This window comes from Arthrobacter sp. AG367 (assembly GCF_007828995.1).
GTDB lineage: Bacteria > Actinomycetota > Actinomycetes > Actinomycetales > Micrococcaceae > Arthrobacter.
This window is the reverse complement of sequence record NZ_VIVE01000005.1, coordinates 245,442-263,984: the sequence shown is the minus strand read 5'-3', so window position 1 is coordinate 263,984 and position 18,543 is coordinate 245,442. Positions and strand designations below refer to the sequence as shown.

The window sequence follows — 18,543 nt, the reverse complement described above, 5'->3', positions numbered from 1 at the left end:
CCAGCCGCCGCCGTCGGGGATGTTGCCGAGCTTCTTCACATCCACATGGATCATCGCTCCGGGAGTCACGTGCTCATAGCGGCGGATGACTTCTCTGGTGCGCTTGTCCACGTGATGCAGGCGGTTCAGCCGGCACCGGACCAGGACCGCGTGCACGGTCGAGGCCGGCATGGCCAGCTTCGCCCCGATCGCGACCGGTCCCAGCCGTTGCTTCCAGCGCAGGTGCACAACTTTGCGCACCAGCTGCTGCGGCGTCCGGTTGGCCACCCGGTACGGGCGGGAGGACCTATCAGCCATACCGGCCTCACCCATCGCGGCGTAACGGGCCGCCCACCGTTTCGCGGTCGGCCAGGAGCAGTTGAACTGCTCGGCAGCCCGGGATACCGGCCAGCCGTGGTCAACGACCAGACGCGCGACGCGTAAACGTTGGCGCGGAGTCAAAGCGGCATTAGCGTGGGACATGAGGACCTCCTGGTCGCTGCAGCGGTTGTCTAAGCAACTCCACTGTGCAACCGGAGGTCCTCACCGTTGGCTCAACGACTCCAGCGAGTCATCACATTCACCGAACCAACGTCCCTGGGCAGTACAGCTAGGCCAGCGCGTCGAGGGTGACCCCGGTGTGGTCCGCAAGGCGGGCCAGGAGGGCGTCCTGGAACCGGGGGTCGGTGGCCGCCGGATGCGGCGTTTGCCGGTGCTGGTGGTACCAGTAGCCCCCGCTGGCCAGGGCCCCGGGATCATCACTGGTGGCCAGCCACTCCTGGGTCCGGTGCCCCAGTTCCAGGTCATCCGGAGCTGACCGGCCGCCCATCCGCGTGGGCACCCAGCCGGGGTCGACGGCGTTGCTGGCGACATGCGGGACAAGGCGGGCCAGCGCTGCCGACAACGCAGTGACGTGCAGCTTCGTTGTGGAGTAGGAGGCCGTCGTCGTCCGTCCTGCCCAGTCCAGGCCGTCCAGGCCGGTGCTGCCGCCGCGGTGCATGCCGCTGCTGAGGTAGATGAGCCGGCGCGGGCCGGGAATGAGGGCGGTGAGCAGGTACGGGGCCACCACGTTCACCGGGAGCAGGGCCGCACCGTTGAGTACGCCCGCGTTGTGGATGACCGCGTCGATGCCGCCGATCGCGTTGGCCTGGTCCGCGATCTGCCGGACTTCCTGTGCAACCGCGAGGTCACCGGTGACGCAGTTCGCCCCGCGGTCCAGCAGGTGCTGCACCGCGGGGACGCGCCGGGAGGACCGCGCATGCACGATCACGTCGTGGCCGTCCTGCAGCAGCGTCTCCGCCGCGGCCAGGCCAAGCCCGTCGGTGGATCCGGTGATGAAAACGCGTGCCATGCGCGGCCCTCCCTTGTTCCTGGGTTTGTACCAGTATCCCGGCGTCAGACGGCGTCGGTGGGGGCGGCGCGGTGGTCAATCGCAGCTGTCAGTTCGTCGATGCGCTCCATGGCTCCGTTGAGTTTCTCGACGGCGGCCCACAGGTCCGGATGCTGTTCCCGGACCTGGTCCAGGGTTGCACCGGCGGACCGCAGTGACCCGAGGTCAAAGCTGACGTTGGTGCGTGCCCCGGCAACGGCAGCCCGAAGGGCGCCGAACGCGACGACGACATCGGCCACGAGCGACCGGTTGCCGTTTGTTGCCAGCCAGCCCAGGTCGTCGATGGCCCCGATGGCCCGTTCGCCCAGGAGGGCGGAGGACGCCGCGGCTTCCAGCGACGCGGAACGGATCGCCTCCTCCCGCTCCTGGCCCGGCTCCAGCCGGAAGGCGGCGCCGAACGCCTTGGAAGCGGACGCGTCGTCATCTGCCAGCCGCAGGGCTTCCTGGCGCAGTGCGTGCGCCCGGGCGCGTATCCGGGCCGGCTCCTCGCCGTCGTCCCCGCTGTAGCCGGCCACCATGGACGTCAGCGAGGCGGCGACGGCGAGCATCAGCCCTGTCCCCGCCCCTCCGCCGGGTGAGCCTGTGGATTCCGCCAGCGCGCGCGTCCACTCTTCCACCGTTGACCCTTGGGTGGTCACTACAGGTTCCTCCATGCCAGGGACCGTGCCCAGAAAAGTGAGGGGCTAAACGGCAGGGCACGGCGGCACCGCGCGCTTCTGGCCCAGTTTTGATGGGCCTGGCCGCGGAAACACGGGGCTCTTCCGGCGATCCGGGCCGCTAAAGTGGGCCAGTGTGACGCGACGCTACCGCCATGACTACGGCGACGACCCCAGCCAGTGGGGCGAACTCTTCCTTCCCGATCTTCCGGTTGGCGGGAGGCACCGGGGCGTGGTGGTGGTCATCCACGGCGGGTACTGGCGCTCCACTTACGGGGCCGAACTGGGGGAGCCGCTGGCCAAGGACCTGGCGGAACACGGCATGGCGGCCTGGAACCTCGAGTACCGGCGTGCCGGCAACGGCGGCGGCTGGCCGGGCACCTTCCAGGACATCCTGGCCGGCATCGACAAGCTGGCCGACCTGGCAGCACCGCACGCGCTGGACCTGGGCAGAGTAGTGGCGCTGGGCCATTCCGCCGGCGGGCACCTGGCGGTGTGGGCGGCAGGCAGGAACAGGCTGGACGGGCTCGGACCCGCAGAGGGCAGCCAGGTGGAAAACAGCACGGACGGCGTCCGCCTCACCGGGGTGGTGAGCCAGTCGGGGGTCCTCAACCTGGGCGGGGCCGAGCGGCTCAGCCTCAGCGATGGTGCGGTGGCAAACCTGCTGGCCGGGCCGTCGTCGGAATTTCCCGGACGCCACCGCATGGCCGACCCCCTGGCCGCGCTGCCGCTGGACGTTCCCGTCTATGCCGTCCACGCGCTGGGGGACGACGACGTCCCCCTCAGCATGTCCACCACCTATGTTGAGGCCAGCCAGGCCGGACCCGTGCCGGCACAGCTGGTCAGGGTGCCGGGCGACCACTTCGCCCTGATCGACGTCACGGCGGAGGCGTATCTCACGTGCCGGGAACTGGTGGGCCGGCTGCTCCGCTGACACGACCTGCTGACCGGTCCGCTTTCTGGCAGAGTATGACCATGCTCACAGTGATCGGCGAAGGCCTTGTTGACGTTGTCCAGCGCGCCTCCGGCATTGAGGCCCATGTGGGCGGCAGCCCGCTGAACGTTGCCGTGGGCCTGGCCCGGCTGGACCATCCGGTGCAGTTCATCGGCCGCTACGGCCGGGACGCGTACGGCGATTCGGTGGCTGCCCACCTGCGCGCCAGTTCCGTCATGCTGCCGGTACCGCCGGATGAGTTGCCCACCAGCGTGGCCACCGCGTTGATTGACGACGACGGCGCCGCCACCTACACGTTCGACCTCACCTGGGAGCTCCCGGGCCTCGCGGACCGGCTCGGCTTCATGCTGCAGGGCACCACGCTGCTGCACACGGGTTCGATAGCCACGATGCTGATGCCTGGTGCCACCGAAGTCCTGGCCGCCGTCGAGTACGCCCACCCCTCGGCCACCATCAGTTTCGATCCCAACTGCCGGCCCAGCATCATCACCGACGTGGACTTCGCGCGGCGGCAGGCGGAGAAGTTCGTCAGCCTGGCGGACGTGGTCAAGGCCTCGGACGAGGACCTGGAATGGCTTTATCCGGGGCAGGACGTCCTGGACTCGGCGCGGAAGTGGCTGGCCCTGGGAGGCTCGGAGGGGCCGGCGCTTGTGGTGGTGACCCGGGGCGCGGATGGGCCGTGGGGAGTGTGCCGCGCCGGCGAAGCGTCCGTTCCCGCACCGAAAGTTGACGTGGCGGACACCGTGGGGGCTGGGGATTCCTTCATGGCGGCGCTGCTGTCCGGCCTGGTGGACCGGGACCTGGACGGCGCGCAGAACCGCGGGGAGCTGCGCGACCTGCCCGCCGAAGGGCTGGCCGAACTCCTTGCGCATGCTGCCCGTGCAGCGGCTGTCACGGTGTCGCGGCCGGGCGCCAACCCGCCGACGCGGGCTGAGATGGACCGGCTGGGAACGGCCGAAGAGGGCTAAGAGTCGAATGGGCTGCTCCGCAGGTGCCGTTCTGAGGACTCAAAGGACACCTGCGGAGCAACCGATGGAGGGAGGGCCTACTCCTTGCCAAGCCCCGCTGCCGCGGTCTTCCCGTCCGAGACGCTGTTGAGGGCCCGCAGATCGAAGATGCCGTTGATGTCCGCCTGCTTGGTGGTGCCGGCAGTCACGCCGTCGGCCAGGAGCTTCTGGTAGGTTCCGGCGAGCGGGTCCACGGTGAAGACGATGTTCTTCAGTGAACGGTCGATGACGTCGGCCTTCAGTTCGGCCCCGGCGGCTTCCTTGAGCGCGGCGTTGATGGCAGTTGCCTTTTCGTTGGCCGGTGCCGCGTTCAGCCACTCGACCGACTTCACATGCCCCTTCAGGAGTGCCTTGACGGTGTCCGGATGGTCGGCGGCGAACTTCCGGTTCACGATCAGGATGGTGGTGGGGAACTCGCCCGGCTTGCCGGACAGTGTGCCATCCCACAGGTCCTTTTCATCGACCAGGACCTTCGCGCCGGCCGTCAGTACCAGGCGTGACGCCCACGGTTCAGGCAACCACGCGCCGTCGAGCTTGCCGTCCTGGAACAGCTTTAGGGTCTGGGCGTTCTCGGTGGGGTTGATGGCGACGTCCCCGCTGCCGTCCACGTTGGTCTTGTAGCCCTGGGTGGCAAGCCACGCCCGGAGGGCGACGTCCTGCGTGCCGCCGAGCTGCGGCGACGCGAGCGTCCTGCCCTTCAGGTCTGCAGCGGAGCCGATTTCCGGCTTGACCACCAGCTGTGCGCCGCCGGCCGCGGCACCGGCGATGATGTTGACGGATTCGCCCTGGCTCTTCACGAAGGAGTTGATGGCCGGGTTCGGGCCGATGTAGGTGGCGTCGATGGCGCCGGCGTTCAGCGCTTCGATGGCTGCGGGGCCGGCGTTGAACACCTGGGTGCTGAGCTTGGTGCTGCCCAGTTCATCGGCGATGAAGCCCTTGCTGACCCCTACCAGGGCGGGGGCGTGGGTGACGTTGCCGAAGTAGCCAAGCTTCAGCTCGGCCGCCGGGTTGCCGGCGGGCGCCACGTCGGCTGCCGGTGCAGCGGTGCCGTTGTTGACGGCGGAGGCGACGGCGGCACCCCCGCCGATCAGGGCCAGCGCGGCTGCCGCGATGCCGATTTTGAGGCCGAGCGGGCGCTGGGGCTTGGCTGACCCGCCGGCGACGATGCGGGTGGATGCTTGCTGGTTTTGCGGACTCTTGTCCTGCGGGTTTGCCATGGGGAAATCCTTTGCTGGGGCTGATGCTGAGACGAGATTACGGAGCGCCCGGCGGCCCCACAATCATTCGTGTCGCAGTGGTTCACGGGGAGACGCGAAGCCTCAATGCGGCGTAGCAGGGCGTTAAAAATCGTCGCGGAGCGTCTTGATTCGGCCCTCCTGGTGCCCCTACGCGGCCTTCACCAGGGGGAGCTCGTCCCAGTGCGTGGTGTAACGGGGCGAACGCATGTCCCGCTTCATGGTCCAGTCCAGGCCCGACTTGATGCCCGCATGCCCCAGCCCGATGGACCCCCGTCCAAACCGGCGGCTCACATCCTCAAGCAATGGCCCGATGCCGCGTTCCTCGTGCCGGTTCTCGAACAGTTCGAGCGGGGGCTGGTTTCCCGTGGGCCGCAGGTCGGTGAGCATCAGGCCCGCTTTGGCATATTTCAGTCCATCCCGGATATTGGGCAGCAGCGCGTGGGCGGCTTTGGTGAGCAGGAGTGGATCCGCGGTGGGCATGGGCAACGAGACGCAGACCGAAGGGTAGGCCTGTTCGTAATCCCTGAAGGGGGACGTGGCAGCGAAGGCCGTCAGCACTTTCGCCTGCAGTCCGTGCTTGGACAGCCTGGCGCTCGCCTGCTGCCCGTAGATGCTCAGAACCTCGCGCAGGCCGGCGGCGGTGGTCACGGGAGTGGCGAAGGAACGGGAAAATATCAGCTGGTCGCGGCCGACGCGCTCCTCCTCCATGGGAATGCACGGGGTGCCGCGCAGTTCCAGGACGGTGCGCATCAGCACCACCGAAAACTTGTCCCTGATCGCCACCGGATCCGCCCGGACCAGGTCCAGCACGGTGAAGATGCCCAACACGTTGAGCCGCTTCATCAGCCGCCCGGCAATGCCCCACACCTCGTCCACCGGCAACCGGCCCATGAGGGCCTCGCGAACGTCGGCCGGGACCGACTCCCAGAGGCAGACCCCGCCAAAAGCGGCGTTGTTCTTGGCCCACTTGTTGCAGAGCTTTGCCAGGGTCTTGGTGGGGGCGATGCCCACGCAGACCGGCACCCCCACGTGCCGCCGCACGGCCTCTTTCATCCTGCGGCCCAGGGCCAGCAGCTCGTCGGGTTTTCCCTTCACGCCCAGGAACGCTTCGTCGATGCTGTACACCTCCAGCCACGCCGAGTACCTGCCCAGCAGCTCCATCACCCGGGAGCTGATGTCCCCGTAGAGCTCATAGTTGCTGGACTTCGCCACCAGGCCCCACTCCTTGGCCCGCGGCGCGAGCTTGAACCAGGGCTCGCCGGTGGCGATGCCCAGGGCCTTCGCCTCGGGGGAGCGGGTCACCGCGCAGCCATCATTGTTGGACAGCACCACCAGCGGGCGACCCTCCAGGGAGGGGTCGAAGGCGCGCTCCGCGGAGGCGTAGAAGCAGTTGACATCCACGTGGGCGATCTGCGGCATCCGCCGCATGAGCACCGGCTTAGGCATGCTGCTCCTCAAACATGGAATACCTCAGACATGGTGCAGGCACCTGGTGGCGACACCCCAGATGGTCAGCTCGGACAGGGCGGGGACGTGGATATCCGGATATTTGGGGTTCTCCGCCTGCAGCACCACGCCGGTGCCGGTGATGCGGAGGCGCTTAACCGTCAGCTCCCCGTCCAGCACCGCAATCACCACGCACCCGTCCTTCGGCTCCAGTGCCCGGTTCACGATCAGTTCGTCACCGTCGCTGATGCCGGCGCCCTCCATGGAGTCCCCGGTGACCCGGACCACGAAGGTGCTGGTGATGTCCTTGATGAGGTGCGCGTTCAAGTCGATCCGCCCGTCAAAGTAGTCCTGCGCAGGAGACGGAAACCCTGCCGCCACCGCCACGGGGGAGATCAGCACCGAGAATAACGAGGCGCCCGCATCTATCACGCGGGGACCGATAATAACGCCCACAACACACCCTTATTCGAATATATGTTCGATAGTTTCAGTGTAGACCCGGAGGCTGACAACGGCACCACCCCGGCCGTCCCTGGACAGCCCGCGGACCCGAAGCGGCCGCCCTGGCGGCGACGGTGCGCAAACCCCCACGTAGACTGGCATCATGCGGCTGGTAGCAAGCGATATTGACGGAACGATCCTTGGGCACGACGGAAAAATCAGCCCCCGCACCATCCGCGCCTTCCACGCCTGCCGCGATGCCGGCGTCGAGCTCGTGTTTGTCACGGGCCGTCCGCCGCGCTGGCTGCACCCCCTCGAGGAGCAGCTGGGCCACACGGGACGGGTGATCTGCTCCAACGGTGCCGTGGTCTGGGACCTGGAGGCGGACCGCCTGGTCTCCGCCCGCACCCTGGCGATCCACACCGTCCTGGAGGTCCGCGGCATCATCAAGGCGCTCCGCCCCGCGGCCCTGTTCGCAGCGGAAACGCTCACCGGATTCCATCTGGAACCGGGCTTCATCGAAAATGAATCCAGCGAGCTGCTGGCCGAATTCACCCCGGCCCCGCTGAAGGACACGCTCACCAGTGACGATTCGGTGGTCAAATTCCTTGCCATCGTCCGCGACGGCACACCCGATGATTTCCTCGCCGAGGTGGCACCCGCCGTCGAGCACCTGGCCGCGACGACCCACTCCTCGCCCGGCGTTGCCATGCTGGAACTCTCCCTGCCGGGGGTCAACAAGGCCGTTACCCTGGCCGAGTACGCTTCGGGGCTGGGCATTGACGCCGCGGATGTGGTGGCCTTCGGCGACATGCCCAATGACATCGAGATGCTCCGGTGGGCGGGTCACGGCTATGCCATGGCCAGCGGCCATCCGGAGGCCATCCGCGCGGCGGGGCAGCAGGCACCGCATTTTGACGACGACGGCGTGGCCCAGGTTTTGGAGGCGCGGCTCGCCTCCCTGGGCGTCCAGTTTTCCTGACCGCAGCAGCCCCCCGTATTCACAGCTGCCGCTCACCTGGCGTTTACCTTCGCCCCCTAGCGTGAACCATGGAAAGCAGGCACCACTTACGCCGGCTCATAGGGGGCAACCATGGCAAGGAACGTCAAACAGCACATGGCCGATGGGCCGCACCGGCCAGCAACCCCGGCTCCGCACTGGAAGCAGCTGCACCAGGGCGACCGGGTCCGCGTCCTGCTGTCGCCCGGTTTTGAGGCAGGCGGCGTGGTGGACACCATCACCGCCGACCACACGGCAGTCTGGGTCCACCTGGACGGCGGCCGCGGCCGGACGCTCCTGCACTGCGGCGACGGGGTGGACATTGTGCCATGCAGGGAAACCGACTGCGCTGACTGACCCGCCGGCCCCAACCCCGCGCGGCTCGGGTACGCTCACATTGTGACCCTGCCCTTTTTCGAGCACAAGGACGACGCCGGGCGGCAGCTACCCATCGCCATGGCCCACCGCGGGTTCTCGGCTGAGGGGCTGGAAAACTCGATGGCCGCGTTCCGCTCCGGCGTCGAACTGGGCTTCCGGTACCTGGAAACGGACGTGCACACCACGGCCGACGGCGTGCTGCTGCTCTTCCACGATGAAGCCCTGGACCGCCTGACCGACGGCAGCGGCCGCGTGGCGGACCTGCCGGCCGCGGACGTCGCCAAGGCCAGGATCAACGGCCGCGAGCCCATCCCCACGTTCGATGAATTGGTGACCCAGCTGCCACACGCCCGGCTGAACCTGGACGTCAAGGACTGGGGCTCCGTCCACAGCACGGCCGCCGCCATCGAGCGGCACCAAGTGCACCAGCGCGTGCTGGTCACCAGTTTTTCGGACCGTCGACGGCGGGCGGTGCTGAAACTGCTCAGCCGGCCGGTTGCCTCCTCCGCCGGCGTGTCCTCCAATGCCCTATTCACCCTGCTGGGCCCCGTGCTTCCACGCCCGGTGTTCCACCGGCTCATGCGCCGGGTGCTCAGGGACGTCCATGCGCTGCAGGTCCCCGTCCGCTATGGACGGATCCCTGTGGTCACCGCCGGGTTCATCTGCCGCGCCCACGCCCTTGGCCTGGCGGTGCACGTCTGGACCATCAACGATGCCGCGGAAATGCACCGCCTCCTCGACCTTGGCGCGGACGGCATCGTCACGGACCGCGCGGACCTGCTTCGCGAAGTGCTCATGGAGCGCGGGGAGTGGCCGCAGGGCCACCCGCATGCGCCGGGTTCCTAGCCTCCGGACGGCGCGGTGGCGTCGCCGGTAAGGCCGTCGCGGTCCGCCTGGCCAGGGTCAGTTTCGTCGGTGTCACCGCCCAGGGGGCGGTTGGAGACCGGTGCCGGGGGAGCGCCTGTCTTGAGGCCGGGCGCCTTCTGCTTCTCCGCCTCCATGGCATTTGAACCTTCACTCAGGGACGAGTGGACTTCCACGCCGTCATTGGGGTTCGTGGGGTCGGGCACATCCATCTTCTCCGTCGGCTTGGATGTTCCGGCCAGGTCCTCCATGGCGTTTTCTGCTGCCTTGCCGATGCTGTCGCCGATTCCCATCTGACTGCTCCTTCCGACATTGCGTGCCGGCGCCCAGCGGCATACCGGCCCTACTCCTCCAGAATTATCAGCATGCTTACAATTAGTCCAGTGCTGGGGAATCGGACCGCAGCCGGAGAGGAAGGAAGACCAGCATGAGCACTTACCATCCGGAGAATGACCCCGCGAACCCCGACCGCCCGGGGAAGGAAGACGTTGGCGCCGCCCAGCCGCACCTGGCGGAGCAGCGCAGCAGGGAGGCGGCCGGTTCGCCAAACCCCGACCCGGCAGAGGGCAATGTCACCGGGCTGGAACCGGGCGGGGGAGTGCCCCCGGGAGAGACGCCGCCGGCAGAGGACCAGATGAGCCGGGACCAGGGCCACTCCGAATAGCGGTTAAATGGCAGGCGCGGCGCCTGGCGTCATGCCATGCGCCGCGCTGCTCGCCTTAGGTGTGAGCGTGGTGTGTGTCAGGAAGTCTCTTTGCCATGGCGGCCCCGCGACTCCCCTGGTCCCGCCAAATGGCGCTCCAGGCCGTCCACGTCCAGCCGCGTGTTCCAGTTGGCCCAGTCCTGGGGCCGCACTGACGGCCGCCCCAGCAGGTAACCCTGGCCGGCGCTGATGCCAAGTTCGGTGAGGACCTTGAGTTCGCCCACCGTTTCGATCCCCTCAGCCACCAGGATGGTGCCGATCTGGTCGGTGAAGTCCACCAGGCAGGCCGACAGTGCCCGCTGGAGGCCGTCCTTGTCGACGTCGCCAATCACGTTGCGTCCCACCTTGAGGAAGTCTGGACGCAGGTGGATCATGCGGCTGAGGGCGCCGGCCCCGGTGTGGGTGTCATCGACGGCAATCCGCAGGCCCTTTTCCCGCAGTGGATTGATCGCGGAAATGAACTGCAGATATTCCTCTTCCGGAATGTCCTCGGTCAATTCGAGCACTATGCGGTCGATGGGGAGTTCAATATGGTCGAACAGTTCCGGCAGCCGCGGGTCCATGCAGGAGGTGGGCGAAATATTGAGGGACACATAAAGGTTGTCCGGCAGGTCGCGGGCTGCCGCCGCGGCGGATCCCAAAGCCGAGAACTCCAGGTTTGCGCCCAGGCCCACGGCCGCGGCCTCGGCGAACCACAGTTCTGCAGCGGCACCGTCATCGCTGACGAAGCGCGAGAGGGCTTCCGCGCCGACCACGGTTTTTCCTTCCAGGCCGTAAATGGGCTGGAATGCGGTCATCAGCATTTGGTTCTCGAGCAGGGCGCTGATCCGTGAGATGCTGCGGATGGCGTCCAGCTGCTCAGCGAACTGCGGCGGCAGGGTGGGCGCTGTGAGGCGCATGTCCCTGGCCGCTTCCAGTGTTTCCACGGTGTTGGCATCGCTGCGCCGGGTCTCCAGGAGATACTCCAGCAAAGCGCGTTCCGGCACGCCTGGATTCTCGTCGAGGCTCTTGCTCAGCCGTTGCCGGACAGCGGCTCCCGCAGGATCCGTATCCGCCAGCACGGCAGCGATAATTCCCCATGCCTGTACCCGAACCGACATTAGCAACGCCCCCAGTTGACGAAGTAATGACCCGATGGCCCAATAATGTTCAAATTTCCAAACGCCTTATAAAAGTACGGTGTTGCCAGACCTGAATTTCGCGGCGGCGAAAAACCAGACACCGCACGCTGATCGTATAACGGCGGCCACAAAAGCGCAGTAGTTTTGCGTTACTGGTTAGCGCTTTCCTGCTGGTCAGCCAGCAGTTGGGGTATCTGGTCCGGCGGAACCGGACGGCTGAAGTAGTAGCCCTGCGCGCTGCGGCAGCCAAGCCCGCGCAGGATTTCCGCCTGCTCAGCGGTTTCCACGCCTTCCCATACGGCTTCCAGCCCGCACGCCCGTACCAGCTGCAGCACGGCGGCCACCAGGGCGGGCTGGCTGGGATCGGTCTCCAGCCCGGTAATCAGCGTTCTGTCCACTTTGACCCGGTCCACGGGCAGCCGGCGGAGGTAGCTGATGGAGGAGTAGCCGGTGCCAAAATCGTCAATTTCGATGCCCACGCCCAGGCCGCGCAGCCCGCCCAGCGAGTACCGGTCCAGTTCATTGCCCTTGACGATGGCCACTTCGGTCAATTCGAGGACCACCTGGTCGGGCCTGACCCCGGTCTCCTGGAGCACGTTCCGCACGTCCTCGATGAACTGCAGGCTCTGCAGGTCCGTGGCGGAGATATTGACGCGCACGGAAAACGTACTGTCCAGCAGGCATGCGTCGATCCAGGCCCGGAGCTGCCTCACAGCCGTCCTGAGCACCCACAGGCCCAGTTCCGAGATCAGTCCCGCCTCCTCGGCAAGGGGAATGAACTCGTCCGGCATGATGAAGCCGCGGGTGGGGTGGTTCCAGCGGACCAGTGCCTCCACGCCCTCGATCCGTCCCGTGGCGAGCTCCACCACGGGCTGGTAGTAAAGCGTCAGCGCGTCATCCTTGATGGCGGCCCGCAGGTCGTCCACCAGCTGGCTGCGGAGCCGCCGCATCAGCAGCAGGGCCGGCTCGAACCGGTGCAGCCTGTTCTGCCCTTCGGCCTTGGAGGCATACATGGCGACGTCGGCCTCCATCAGCATGTCCTCCGGGCTGTGGCCTTCACTGCCCACGCTGAGCCCGATGCTGGCACCGCAACGCACGCTGCGGCCGGGCAGTTCGATGGGTTCGGTGAGCGCGGCCAGGATGCGGTGCGCCACGATGGCGGCCTGGTCTGCCGACGCCGACGGCATGACGATCGCGAACTCGTCACCACCCAGCCTGGCGACGACGTCCGCCGCGCGGACCGCGGTCCGGAGCCTTTCGCCCACAGTCACCAGGACCTGGTCGCCGGCCGTGTGTCCCAGGCTGTCATTGATGGATTTGAACGCGTCCAGGTCCATCAGCAAGATGGCGGGGCCTTCATCCGCCGGCTCGCCGCCGGCCGCGGTGCGGGCTTCCAGGGCGGTGCGCAGCGCTTCGATCAGTGCGGACCGGTTGGCCAGGCCGGTCAGCGGGTCCTGCATCGCCATCTTCTGCATCTCAAGGTGCGCCTCGTGCAGCAGCTGGGTCCGGACCTGCACCCGCTGCTCAAGCTCCTCGTAGATGATCTGCAGGTCCTCGGCCAGGAGATTGGTGCCCATGATGATCGCGTCCAGTTCATCCCGGGCGGGTGAGACCTCGATCCGGGAGCTGAGGTCGCCGGAAGCCAGCCGGACAATACCTTCCAGCAGCTGCGAAAGCCGGGGATCGTCGTCGGCAAACATGGCAGGTCCTCCTTCGGCGCCTAGTTGGCCTGGACGTGGTCGGTGCCGAGGGGAAGGCTGACGGTGACAGTGGTCCCGGAGCCCAGGGTGGAGGCGACGTCGATCCGGCCGCCGTGGCGGTCCACGATGTCCTTGGAGATGGCAAGGCCCAGGCCTGTTCCCGGGATGGCGCCGTTCATCGCGTTGGAGGCGCGGTAGAACCTGGTGAATACGTGGTTGATTTCATCGCTCGAGATGCCGATGCCGGTGTCGGCGATGCGCACGGTGGCCCATTTGGAGCCGTCCGCGGCGGCATGGGATTCGCTGCCCACCTCGATCCGTCCACCACTGGGCGTGAACTTGATGGCATTGGACACCAGGTTGGTGAAGACCTGTTGCAGCTGCACCTCGTCCGCGAGTATCTCCGGATCCTCCGGAACAGGGTCCACGTCGATGGTGACGTTCTGCAGCGTGGCCAGCGGGCGGAGCGCCGCGGCCACCAGATCCAGGGTCTGACCCAGCCGCACGGGTCCCAGCTGCATCGCGGCGTTGTCCAGCCCGCCGCGGGAGACGCTGAGCATGTCCTCGATGAGCGTGCGGAGGCGTTCGGTATTGCGGACCACGATGTCCAGCATCTGGTGGACCTCCCGGGACACCGGATGCTCGGTGCTTTCCTGGATCATGTCCAGGTACGCCATGATCGAGGTCAGCGGCGTCCGCAGCTCGTGGTTCACCGTTGCCAGGAAGTCAGTCTTGGCCTTGTCGAGTTCCCTCAGCTGCTTGACCACCTGCTGCTGGCTGCTGATCAGGTGGCTTTGGATGAGGCCGTAGGCGGCGTTGCCGGCCACGTGCTGGATCAGCCCCAGTTCAGCGCTGGACCAGGTCCGGGGCCGGTCCATCATGGCGATCCAGATGATGCCCAGGGAGGAATTTCCTTCGCCGATGGGCACCGCCAGGGTTGAGGCGGCTCCAGCGATGGCGGGACCGGGGCCGGGCCTCGCCTCGCTGCGGGCGGCCGGTTCGTTTCCGTCGGCGGAGAGCGTCTCGGTCCCGGCCCAGAGCATGTCCGCCGTGGCACGGGCGTCTTCCTCGCGTGGAAGGGCGTCAGCGGGCAGCTCCGCGAGGCCCCGCCTGTGCCACCCGGCCGTGATGACGGGGACGCGGTGATCCTCGAAGGTTGCCAGGACAACGTGGTCGGCCTTGAAGGTGCGGCCGAATCCCGCGACGACGTGGTTGGCGATTTCCTGGGGGTCGTTGGTGGCGCGCACCGCGGCAGAGACTTCACGCAACTGCTCCCGGAGCGCTTCGGCTTCCTGCCTGGAGGCGCGGCGGCGGGATACCTGGTCGATGAGGACGGACGCGCGGTGCACCAGCTCCTGGGGTGCAGGCGGCTTGGTGATGCAGTCGTGGACACCTGGCGGGTTGGCAGCTGCGATCTCCGCGGGGCTGTCCAGGTCCACCATCACCAGGACCGGGGCGGCGGACGTGGTGGTTGACAGGACGCCGGACAGGAAGGCATCGGCGACGACGACTGACGGTTCACCGCCGTCCAGCACCGCGGCGAGGCTGCCGGCGTCGGTGGCTTCGAGGACGGTGTATCCGGCGTCGCGCAGCGCCTGGGCGTTACGGGCCCTCCGGCCTGCGTCGGGATCGGCCACGACGGCCGTGCGGGGCAGGCGCGCGTCACTCGGGACAGCCGTCACAGTGCTCCCTTCCCTCCCAGTTGACTACATTCTAGGGGGATGCGGGCAAAGCGGGTCCACGGCGTGCGCACCCTTACCCCCGCTTTCCGCGCTGCCAGGGAGTTGTGGCACGCCGTAATGTTGCCGAAGGTCCGCCACCGGGACGGGCAGGACCATATATTTGAGCCGTGTCCCCAACAAAGTCGCCACGGTCCACCTGGCAGAAGTACCTGATGATCCCCAAGCTCATCAGGCTCTCACGCAGCGCCCCCAAGGACCGGCATAAGGCGTGGGACCGGTACTGGGCCGGCATTACTTCCACCGGTCCGGGCGGCGAGGTCCTCTGGGACTCGGGGAGCAACCATGAGTTCCAGGGCTACCAGGACAGCCTCCTTCGTAACCTGGACCCTGCGCTTCCCGTTGTGGACACCGGCTGTGGGCACGGCAGCTTCACCCGCGCGCTCGCCGGGATCTTTCCACGGGTCATCGGCGTGGACGTCTCACCCCATGCTGTTGCCCGGGCGCGGGCGGAGTCCGCAGGAATCGGAAACGCCGCCTTTGAAGCCAGGGACATGACGGCGGAGGGTGCTGCCGGGCAACTGGCGGAGTCCTTCCAGTTGGGCCCTGACGGCGCCAACGTCTTTATCCGCGGCGTGCTGCATGTCCTCGATCCGGCCCACCAAACGGCGATGGTCGACAACCTGCGGATCCTGGTGGGCGGCCGCGGGACGGTCTTCATGGCGGAAACCAACTTCCAGGGAAACCCGCTGGAGTACGTCACCCATCTTGGGGCAAGCACGCATGGCATTCCGGCGCCGTTGGAGCTGGCCATCCGCGGGCTTCCCATGCCGGGGCACTTCGGGCCGGAAGAGCGCGAACGTGCGTTCCCGGCGTCGGACTGGGAACTCCTTGAGGATGGCCATGTGGCCATCGAAACCAACCCGGTGACCGGCGTGCCGGGCCAGGACAGGGTGCCCGGGTATTACGCGGTGGTCCGCCCCCGCCGGTAGCCCTGGCAACGGGGTGTTCGAACTGTTCCGCAGACTTCACGCATATCCCCGCAGTCCGGCCGCAGGCTGCCTTCCATCCCCTTGACAGGGGCCGGATCCGGAGGCTCCATGGTAAGTAGACTTACTAGTTAGCTGGGGATGGAGGGAAGACTGCCATGGCAGGAGATAAAGGCAACCGGATCCGCGATGCGGATGCTGCGGATCGCGAAGACGCCTAAGCCGCACCCGCGCCACCCCGTTCGGCCGCCACCGCATCACCCTCCGGCGCCGCCACCCCGACCGCCGGCGCAAGACCTACAGGAACCATCATGAGCAACTTCATTCCATCCGGCGCCCTGCGCCGGATGCTCCTTCCGCCCACCTATGGGCGGCACGTCACCTCCGCCACGGAGTTCACCATCCTGTCAGTGGAGGTTTGGGCATCCGGCCTGGTGGTCAACATCCACCTTCCCTCGGATGACGCGGCTGAGCCGCACCTCATCGTGGAGGACCACTTCGGCACGGAATACACCCTGCAGGAATCGGCCACAGTCGGTTCCCGCAACCTGCAGGTGTTTACCCCGTCGGTGCCGCCCGGCACCAGGAGCCTGACCATCAGGTCGGCGGATGACGGCGGTGCCCGGCCGGTGGTGACCTTCGCGGTTCCGTTGATGGCCGTGCCCGAACCGCAGCCGGAGCCCCGGAAAGCTGGCGGCAGCCCGGCCACCGCCGCCGACGAGTCCTACCAGCCCGATCTCCGCCGCCCGGCCTGAACAGAGCCGGCCTGCCCGAACCAGAGCCGCCCCGCCTGAACAGAGCCGGCCTGCCCGAACCAGAGCCGCCCTAACAAGACCCGCCCTGACAAGACCCGCCCTGACAAGACCCGCCAGACCTGACGAAAGGCCCCGCCATGCCGGATACCAGCAACTTCACGCCCACCACCGCCATCGTCACCGCTTCAGACTCAGGAATCGGCAAGGCCACCGCCGTGGCGCTCGCCCGCGCCGGCATGGACGTGGGTGTCACCTGGCATTCGGATAAGGCAGGCGCCGAGGGCACCGCCGAAGAAATCCGCGGCCTGGGGCGCAAGGCCGTGGTCCGGCAGCTGGACACCACCGAGCTCCACGCCGCTGCCGGCGTGATCGATGAACTCGCCGGGGAGCTGGGCGGCCTGGATGTCTTCGTGAACAATGCCGGGACGGGTGCGAGCACAAAGTTCCTGGACATGGGGATCGATGACTGGATGAGGATCCTGGACACGAACCTCAACGGCGCGTTCGTCTGCCTGCAGGCGGCAGCAAGGCGCATGGTCAAGGCCGGGAAGGGCGGCCGGCTGGTGGCGGTGTCCAGCGTGCACGAGTTCCAGCCGCGCGTCGGATCGTCCGCCTATGATGCGTCCAAGCACGGCCTGGGCGGCCTGATGAAGACGCTCGCCCTGGAGCTGGGCCAGTACGGCATCACGGCCAACACGGTGGCGCCGGGGGAGATTGCCACGCCAATGACGGGGCAGGAGGACCAGGATCCGACGACGACGAAGCGCCCCGGGGTGCCGCTGGGCCGGCCCGGGCATGCCCGGGAGATCGCCGACGTCATCGCCTTCCTCGCCTCGCCTGCCTCCAGCTACGTGACCGGTGCGGCGTGGGTGGTCGACGGCGGGATGCTCCAGATGGGTCCGCAGGCGGGATCGCACATCACCAGCAACGACTGGCGCGAAGCGTAGGCCCCTTGTGCCTGTCGCTGGCTGTCGCTGGCTGTTCTCCTGAGCGTGGGGCAGTCACAGAGTCCATATCGCGGATCTGGCAAGCGCTTTCCGGCGGCTTGCTGGCATGATGGAGCGCATGCGCATTCTTATCGCTCCGGACAAGTTCAAGGGGTCCCTGACGGCGGCCGAGGCTGCCGCTGCCATCGCGGAAGGCGCCTTGCGGGTGTACCCGGACGCCGTCGTCACGCAGTTCCCCATTGCCGACGGTGGCGAGGGCACCCTTGAGGCGGCCGTGGCCGCAGGCTACGAAGAGCGGCTGAACGCCGTGGTGGGGCCCATCCTTGCCCCGCTGGGCGCTGCCTGGGCCATCCACAAGGCCGGGGACGGCAAGGTTACGGCAGTGATCGAAACGGCCCAGGCCTCCGGTTTGGCGGACATGGAACCAACGCCCGCCAACGCCCTGCGTGCCCACAGCTATGGCTGCGGCCAGCTCATTGCTGCCGCACTGGATGCGGGCGCCACCGAGATCGTCCTGGGCCTGGGCGGCTCGGCCATGACCGACGGCGGCAGCGGCGCCCTGCGCGCCCTCGGCCTGAAGCCCCTGGACGGCGCGGGGAACGTGGTGCCCCTGGGCGGCGGTTCCCTGGCGGACATCGTCGCCCTGGACACCACCGGGCTGGACCCGCGGCTGTCTGCCGCCACGTTCCGCATCGCCGTCGACGTCCGCAACCCGCTGTACGGGCCGTCCGGCGCCGCGCACGTTTTCGGCCCCCAAAAAGGCGGGGACCAGGACAGCGTGGAAATGCTCGACGCCGGGCTGCGCAACTGGGCGTCAGTGCTGCGGGAAGCAACGGGCCGGGACGTGAACGTCCCAGGCGCCGGCGCCGCCGGCGGCTTCCCGGCGTCGTTCCTTGCCTTCACCGACGCCACGCTGGAAGGCGGCTTCGCACTGGTGGCCGGACTGACCGGCCTGGCCGCGCAGCTGGACCAGGCAGACCTGGTGATCACCGGTGAGGGATCCATGGATTCCCAGTCACTCACCGGCAAGGCGCCGATCGCGCTCGCGGACGCAGCCCGGGAACGCGGAATTCCCGTCATCGTGGTGGCCGGCAGGATCCTGGTGACCCTTGAGGACCTTGCCGGGCACGGCGTGGTTTCCGCGGCGCAGCTGCTGGACGTCGCATCCAGCCCACAGGACGCTGTGGCGAACGCCGGCAAGTACCTGGCCTGGGCAACAAGCCAGGTACTCGAAGGGGCCTAGCCCACGGCCACTTGGGTGGGGCTGGTTGGATTGCCGGCTGGATTGGGCC

General features: G+C 67.6%; 20 protein-coding genes. 10 read left to right on the top strand and 10 right to left on the bottom strand.

The window, feature by feature from the left end; all coding sequences use genetic code 11:
- The 3 genes from FB478_RS15160 to FB478_RS15150 all read right to left on the bottom strand — a co-directional run.
- On the bottom strand, positions 1-462 hold a 462-nt coding region (locus FB478_RS15160), incomplete at its 3' end, for a helix-turn-helix domain-containing protein (RefSeq protein WP_144601022.1).
- A 127-nt stretch (positions 463-589) separates the two neighbouring features.
- Positions 590-1,330 carry an SDR family NAD(P)-dependent oxidoreductase gene (locus FB478_RS15155; protein WP_144601021.1) on the bottom strand — a complete coding sequence of 247 codons (741 nt, stop codon included), beginning with the start codon at positions 1,328-1,330 and terminating at the stop codon, positions 590-592.
- Positions 1,331-1,374: 44 nt separating this feature from the next.
- The gene (locus FB478_RS15150) at positions 1,375-2,022 is read right to left on the bottom strand and encodes a cyclodeaminase/cyclohydrolase family protein (RefSeq protein ID WP_056388498.1); all 648 of its coding nucleotides are present in this window, start codon (positions 2,020-2,022) and stop codon (positions 1,375-1,377) included.
- Between the two features lie 139 nt (positions 2,023-2,161).
- On the opposite strand from FB478_RS15150, the gene FB478_RS15145 reads away from it, so the two are divergent.
- Positions 2,162-2,959, top strand: coding sequence for an alpha/beta hydrolase (locus FB478_RS15145; RefSeq protein ID WP_144601020.1), 798 nt, complete (start codon positions 2,162-2,164; stop codon positions 2,957-2,959).
- Positions 2,960-3,000: 41 nt separating this feature from the next.
- Positions 3,001-3,948, top strand: coding sequence for a carbohydrate kinase (locus tag FB478_RS15140; protein ID WP_144601019.1), 948 nt, complete (start codon positions 3,001-3,003; stop codon positions 3,946-3,948).
- A 77-nt stretch (positions 3,949-4,025) separates the two neighbouring features.
- Here the strand turns inward: FB478_RS15140 and FB478_RS15135 are convergent, their stop codons facing one another.
- From FB478_RS15135 to FB478_RS15125, 3 genes are all read right to left on the bottom strand, one after another.
- Entirely contained in the window at positions 4,026-5,204 is a 1,179-nt protein-coding gene (locus FB478_RS15135; protein ID WP_144601018.1) for an ABC transporter substrate-binding protein, read from the bottom strand.
- A gap of 168 nt (positions 5,205-5,372) precedes the next feature.
- The gene (locus FB478_RS15130; RefSeq protein ID WP_186447809.1) at positions 5,373-6,671 is read right to left on the bottom strand and encodes a Y-family DNA polymerase; all 1,299 of its coding nucleotides are present in this window, start codon (positions 6,669-6,671) and stop codon (positions 5,373-5,375) included.
- A gap of 24 nt (positions 6,672-6,695) precedes the next feature.
- On the bottom strand, positions 6,696-7,127 hold the full coding sequence (locus FB478_RS15125; protein WP_018770326.1) for a LexA family transcriptional regulator: 432 nt from the start codon (positions 7,125-7,127) through the stop codon (positions 6,696-6,698).
- A gap of 151 nt (positions 7,128-7,278) precedes the next feature.
- Here FB478_RS15125 and FB478_RS15120 point away from each other — a divergent pair, with 151 nt between their 5' ends.
- The 3 genes from FB478_RS15120 (at position 7,279) to FB478_RS15110 (ending at position 9,339) form a co-directional block, all read left to right on the top strand.
- Positions 7,279-8,097 (top strand): Cof-type HAD-IIB family hydrolase, encoded by an 819-nt coding sequence (locus FB478_RS15120; protein WP_056388493.1) that lies wholly within the window; start codon positions 7,279-7,281, stop codon positions 8,095-8,097.
- Between the two features lie 111 nt (positions 8,098-8,208).
- The gene (locus tag FB478_RS15115) at positions 8,209-8,472 is read left to right on the top strand and encodes a hypothetical protein (protein ID WP_144601017.1); all 264 of its coding nucleotides are present in this window, start codon (positions 8,209-8,211) and stop codon (positions 8,470-8,472) included.
- 42 nt (positions 8,473-8,514) lie between these two features.
- Positions 8,515-9,339: a glycerophosphodiester phosphodiesterase gene (locus tag FB478_RS15110; RefSeq protein WP_144601016.1), complete on the top strand. Its 825-nt coding sequence runs from the start codon at positions 8,515-8,517 to the stop codon at positions 9,337-9,339.
- On the opposite strand, the gene FB478_RS15105 is transcribed toward FB478_RS15110, so the two are convergent.
- A complete protein-coding gene (locus FB478_RS15105; RefSeq protein ID WP_144601015.1) occupies positions 9,336-9,650 on the bottom strand; it encodes a hypothetical protein in 315 nt (104 codons plus the stop codon). The genes FB478_RS15110 and FB478_RS15105 overlap by 4 nt on opposite strands.
- 134 nt (positions 9,651-9,784) lie before the next feature.
- On the opposite strand from FB478_RS15105, the gene FB478_RS15100 reads away from it, so the two are divergent.
- Positions 9,785-10,021, top strand: a complete 237-nt coding sequence (locus tag FB478_RS15100; RefSeq protein WP_018770321.1) for a DUF6480 family protein — start codon at positions 9,785-9,787, stop codon at positions 10,019-10,021.
- Positions 10,022-10,098: 77 nt separating this feature from the next.
- Here the strand turns inward: FB478_RS15100 and FB478_RS15095 are convergent, their stop codons facing one another.
- From FB478_RS15095 to FB478_RS15085, 3 genes are all read right to left on the bottom strand, one after another.
- On the bottom strand, positions 10,099-11,160 hold the full coding sequence (locus FB478_RS15095) for an EAL domain-containing protein (RefSeq protein WP_261377421.1): 1,062 nt from the start codon (positions 11,158-11,160) through the stop codon (positions 10,099-10,101).
- Between the two features lie 170 nt (positions 11,161-11,330).
- Positions 11,331-12,881: a bifunctional diguanylate cyclase/phosphodiesterase gene (locus FB478_RS15090; RefSeq protein ID WP_056388484.1), complete on the bottom strand. Its 1,551-nt coding sequence runs from the start codon at positions 12,879-12,881 to the stop codon at positions 11,331-11,333.
- A 20-nt stretch (positions 12,882-12,901) separates the two neighbouring features.
- A complete protein-coding gene (locus tag FB478_RS15085; protein ID WP_144601014.1) occupies positions 12,902-14,563 on the bottom strand; it encodes an ATP-binding protein in 1,662 nt (553 codons plus the stop codon).
- A gap of 212 nt (positions 14,564-14,775) precedes the next feature.
- Between FB478_RS15085 and FB478_RS15080 the strand changes: the two genes are divergently transcribed.
- The 4 genes from FB478_RS15080 (at position 14,776) to FB478_RS15065 (ending at position 18,494) form a co-directional block, all read left to right on the top strand.
- Complete coding sequence (locus FB478_RS15080) at positions 14,776-15,552, top strand: class I SAM-dependent methyltransferase (protein ID WP_134164939.1); 777 nt, start codon at positions 14,776-14,778, stop codon at positions 15,550-15,552.
- A 308-nt stretch (positions 15,553-15,860) separates the two neighbouring features.
- On the top strand, positions 15,861-16,304 hold the full coding sequence (locus FB478_RS15075; RefSeq protein WP_144601013.1) for a hypothetical protein: 444 nt from the start codon (positions 15,861-15,863) through the stop codon (positions 16,302-16,304).
- A gap of 137 nt (positions 16,305-16,441) precedes the next feature.
- Positions 16,442-17,251 (top strand): SDR family oxidoreductase, encoded by an 810-nt coding sequence (locus FB478_RS15070; protein WP_018770315.1) that lies wholly within the window; start codon positions 16,442-16,444, stop codon positions 17,249-17,251.
- Between the two features lie 118 nt (positions 17,252-17,369).
- Positions 17,370-18,494: a glycerate kinase gene (locus tag FB478_RS15065; protein ID WP_144601012.1), complete on the top strand. Its 1,125-nt coding sequence runs from the start codon at positions 17,370-17,372 to the stop codon at positions 18,492-18,494.
- Positions 18,495-18,543: the final 49 nt, after the last annotated feature.

What these genes read in the sequence shown, in the direction of transcription:
- FB478_RS15150 (WP_056388498.1), bottom strand. Translation starts at nt 2,022, where the DNA reads ATGGAGGAACCTGTAGTGACCACCCAAGGGTCAACGGTGGAAGAGTGG.
- FB478_RS15095 (WP_261377421.1), bottom strand. Translation starts at nt 11,160, where the DNA reads ATGTCGGTTCGGGTACAGGCATGGGGAATTATCGCTGCCGTGCTGGCG.
- FB478_RS15070 (WP_018770315.1), top strand. Translation starts at nt 16,442, where the DNA reads ATGCCGGATACCAGCAACTTCACGCCCACCACCGCCATCGTCACCGCT.
- FB478_RS15135 (WP_144601018.1), bottom strand. Translation starts at nt 5,204, where the DNA reads ATGGCAAACCCGCAGGACAAGAGTCCGCAAAACCAGCAAGCATCCACC.
- FB478_RS15120 (WP_056388493.1), top strand. Translation starts at nt 7,279, where the DNA reads ATGCGGCTGGTAGCAAGCGATATTGACGGAACGATCCTTGGGCACGAC.
- FB478_RS15155 (WP_144601021.1), bottom strand. Translation starts at nt 1,330, where the DNA reads ATGGCACGCGTTTTCATCACCGGATCCACCGACGGGCTTGGCCTGGCC.
- FB478_RS15140 (WP_144601019.1), top strand. Translation starts at nt 3,001, where the DNA reads ATGCTCACAGTGATCGGCGAAGGCCTTGTTGACGTTGTCCAGCGCGCC.
- FB478_RS15075 (WP_144601013.1), top strand. Translation starts at nt 15,861, where the DNA reads ATGAGCAACTTCATTCCATCCGGCGCCCTGCGCCGGATGCTCCTTCCG.
- FB478_RS15100 (WP_018770321.1), top strand. Translation starts at nt 9,785, where the DNA reads ATGAGCACTTACCATCCGGAGAATGACCCCGCGAACCCCGACCGCCCG.
- FB478_RS15130 (WP_186447809.1), bottom strand. Translation starts at nt 6,671, where the DNA reads ATGCCTAAGCCGGTGCTCATGCGGCGGATGCCGCAGATCGCCCACGTG.
- FB478_RS15080 (WP_134164939.1), top strand. Translation starts at nt 14,776, where the DNA reads ATGATCCCCAAGCTCATCAGGCTCTCACGCAGCGCCCCCAAGGACCGG.
- FB478_RS15105 (WP_144601015.1), bottom strand. Translation starts at nt 9,650, where the DNA reads ATGGGAATCGGCGACAGCATCGGCAAGGCAGCAGAAAACGCCATGGAG.
- FB478_RS15065 (WP_144601012.1), top strand. Translation starts at nt 17,370, where the DNA reads ATGCGCATTCTTATCGCTCCGGACAAGTTCAAGGGGTCCCTGACGGCG.
- FB478_RS15090 (WP_056388484.1), bottom strand. Translation starts at nt 12,881, where the DNA reads ATGTTTGCCGACGACGATCCCCGGCTTTCGCAGCTGCTGGAAGGTATT.
- FB478_RS15115 (WP_144601017.1), top strand. Translation starts at nt 8,209, where the DNA reads ATGGCAAGGAACGTCAAACAGCACATGGCCGATGGGCCGCACCGGCCA.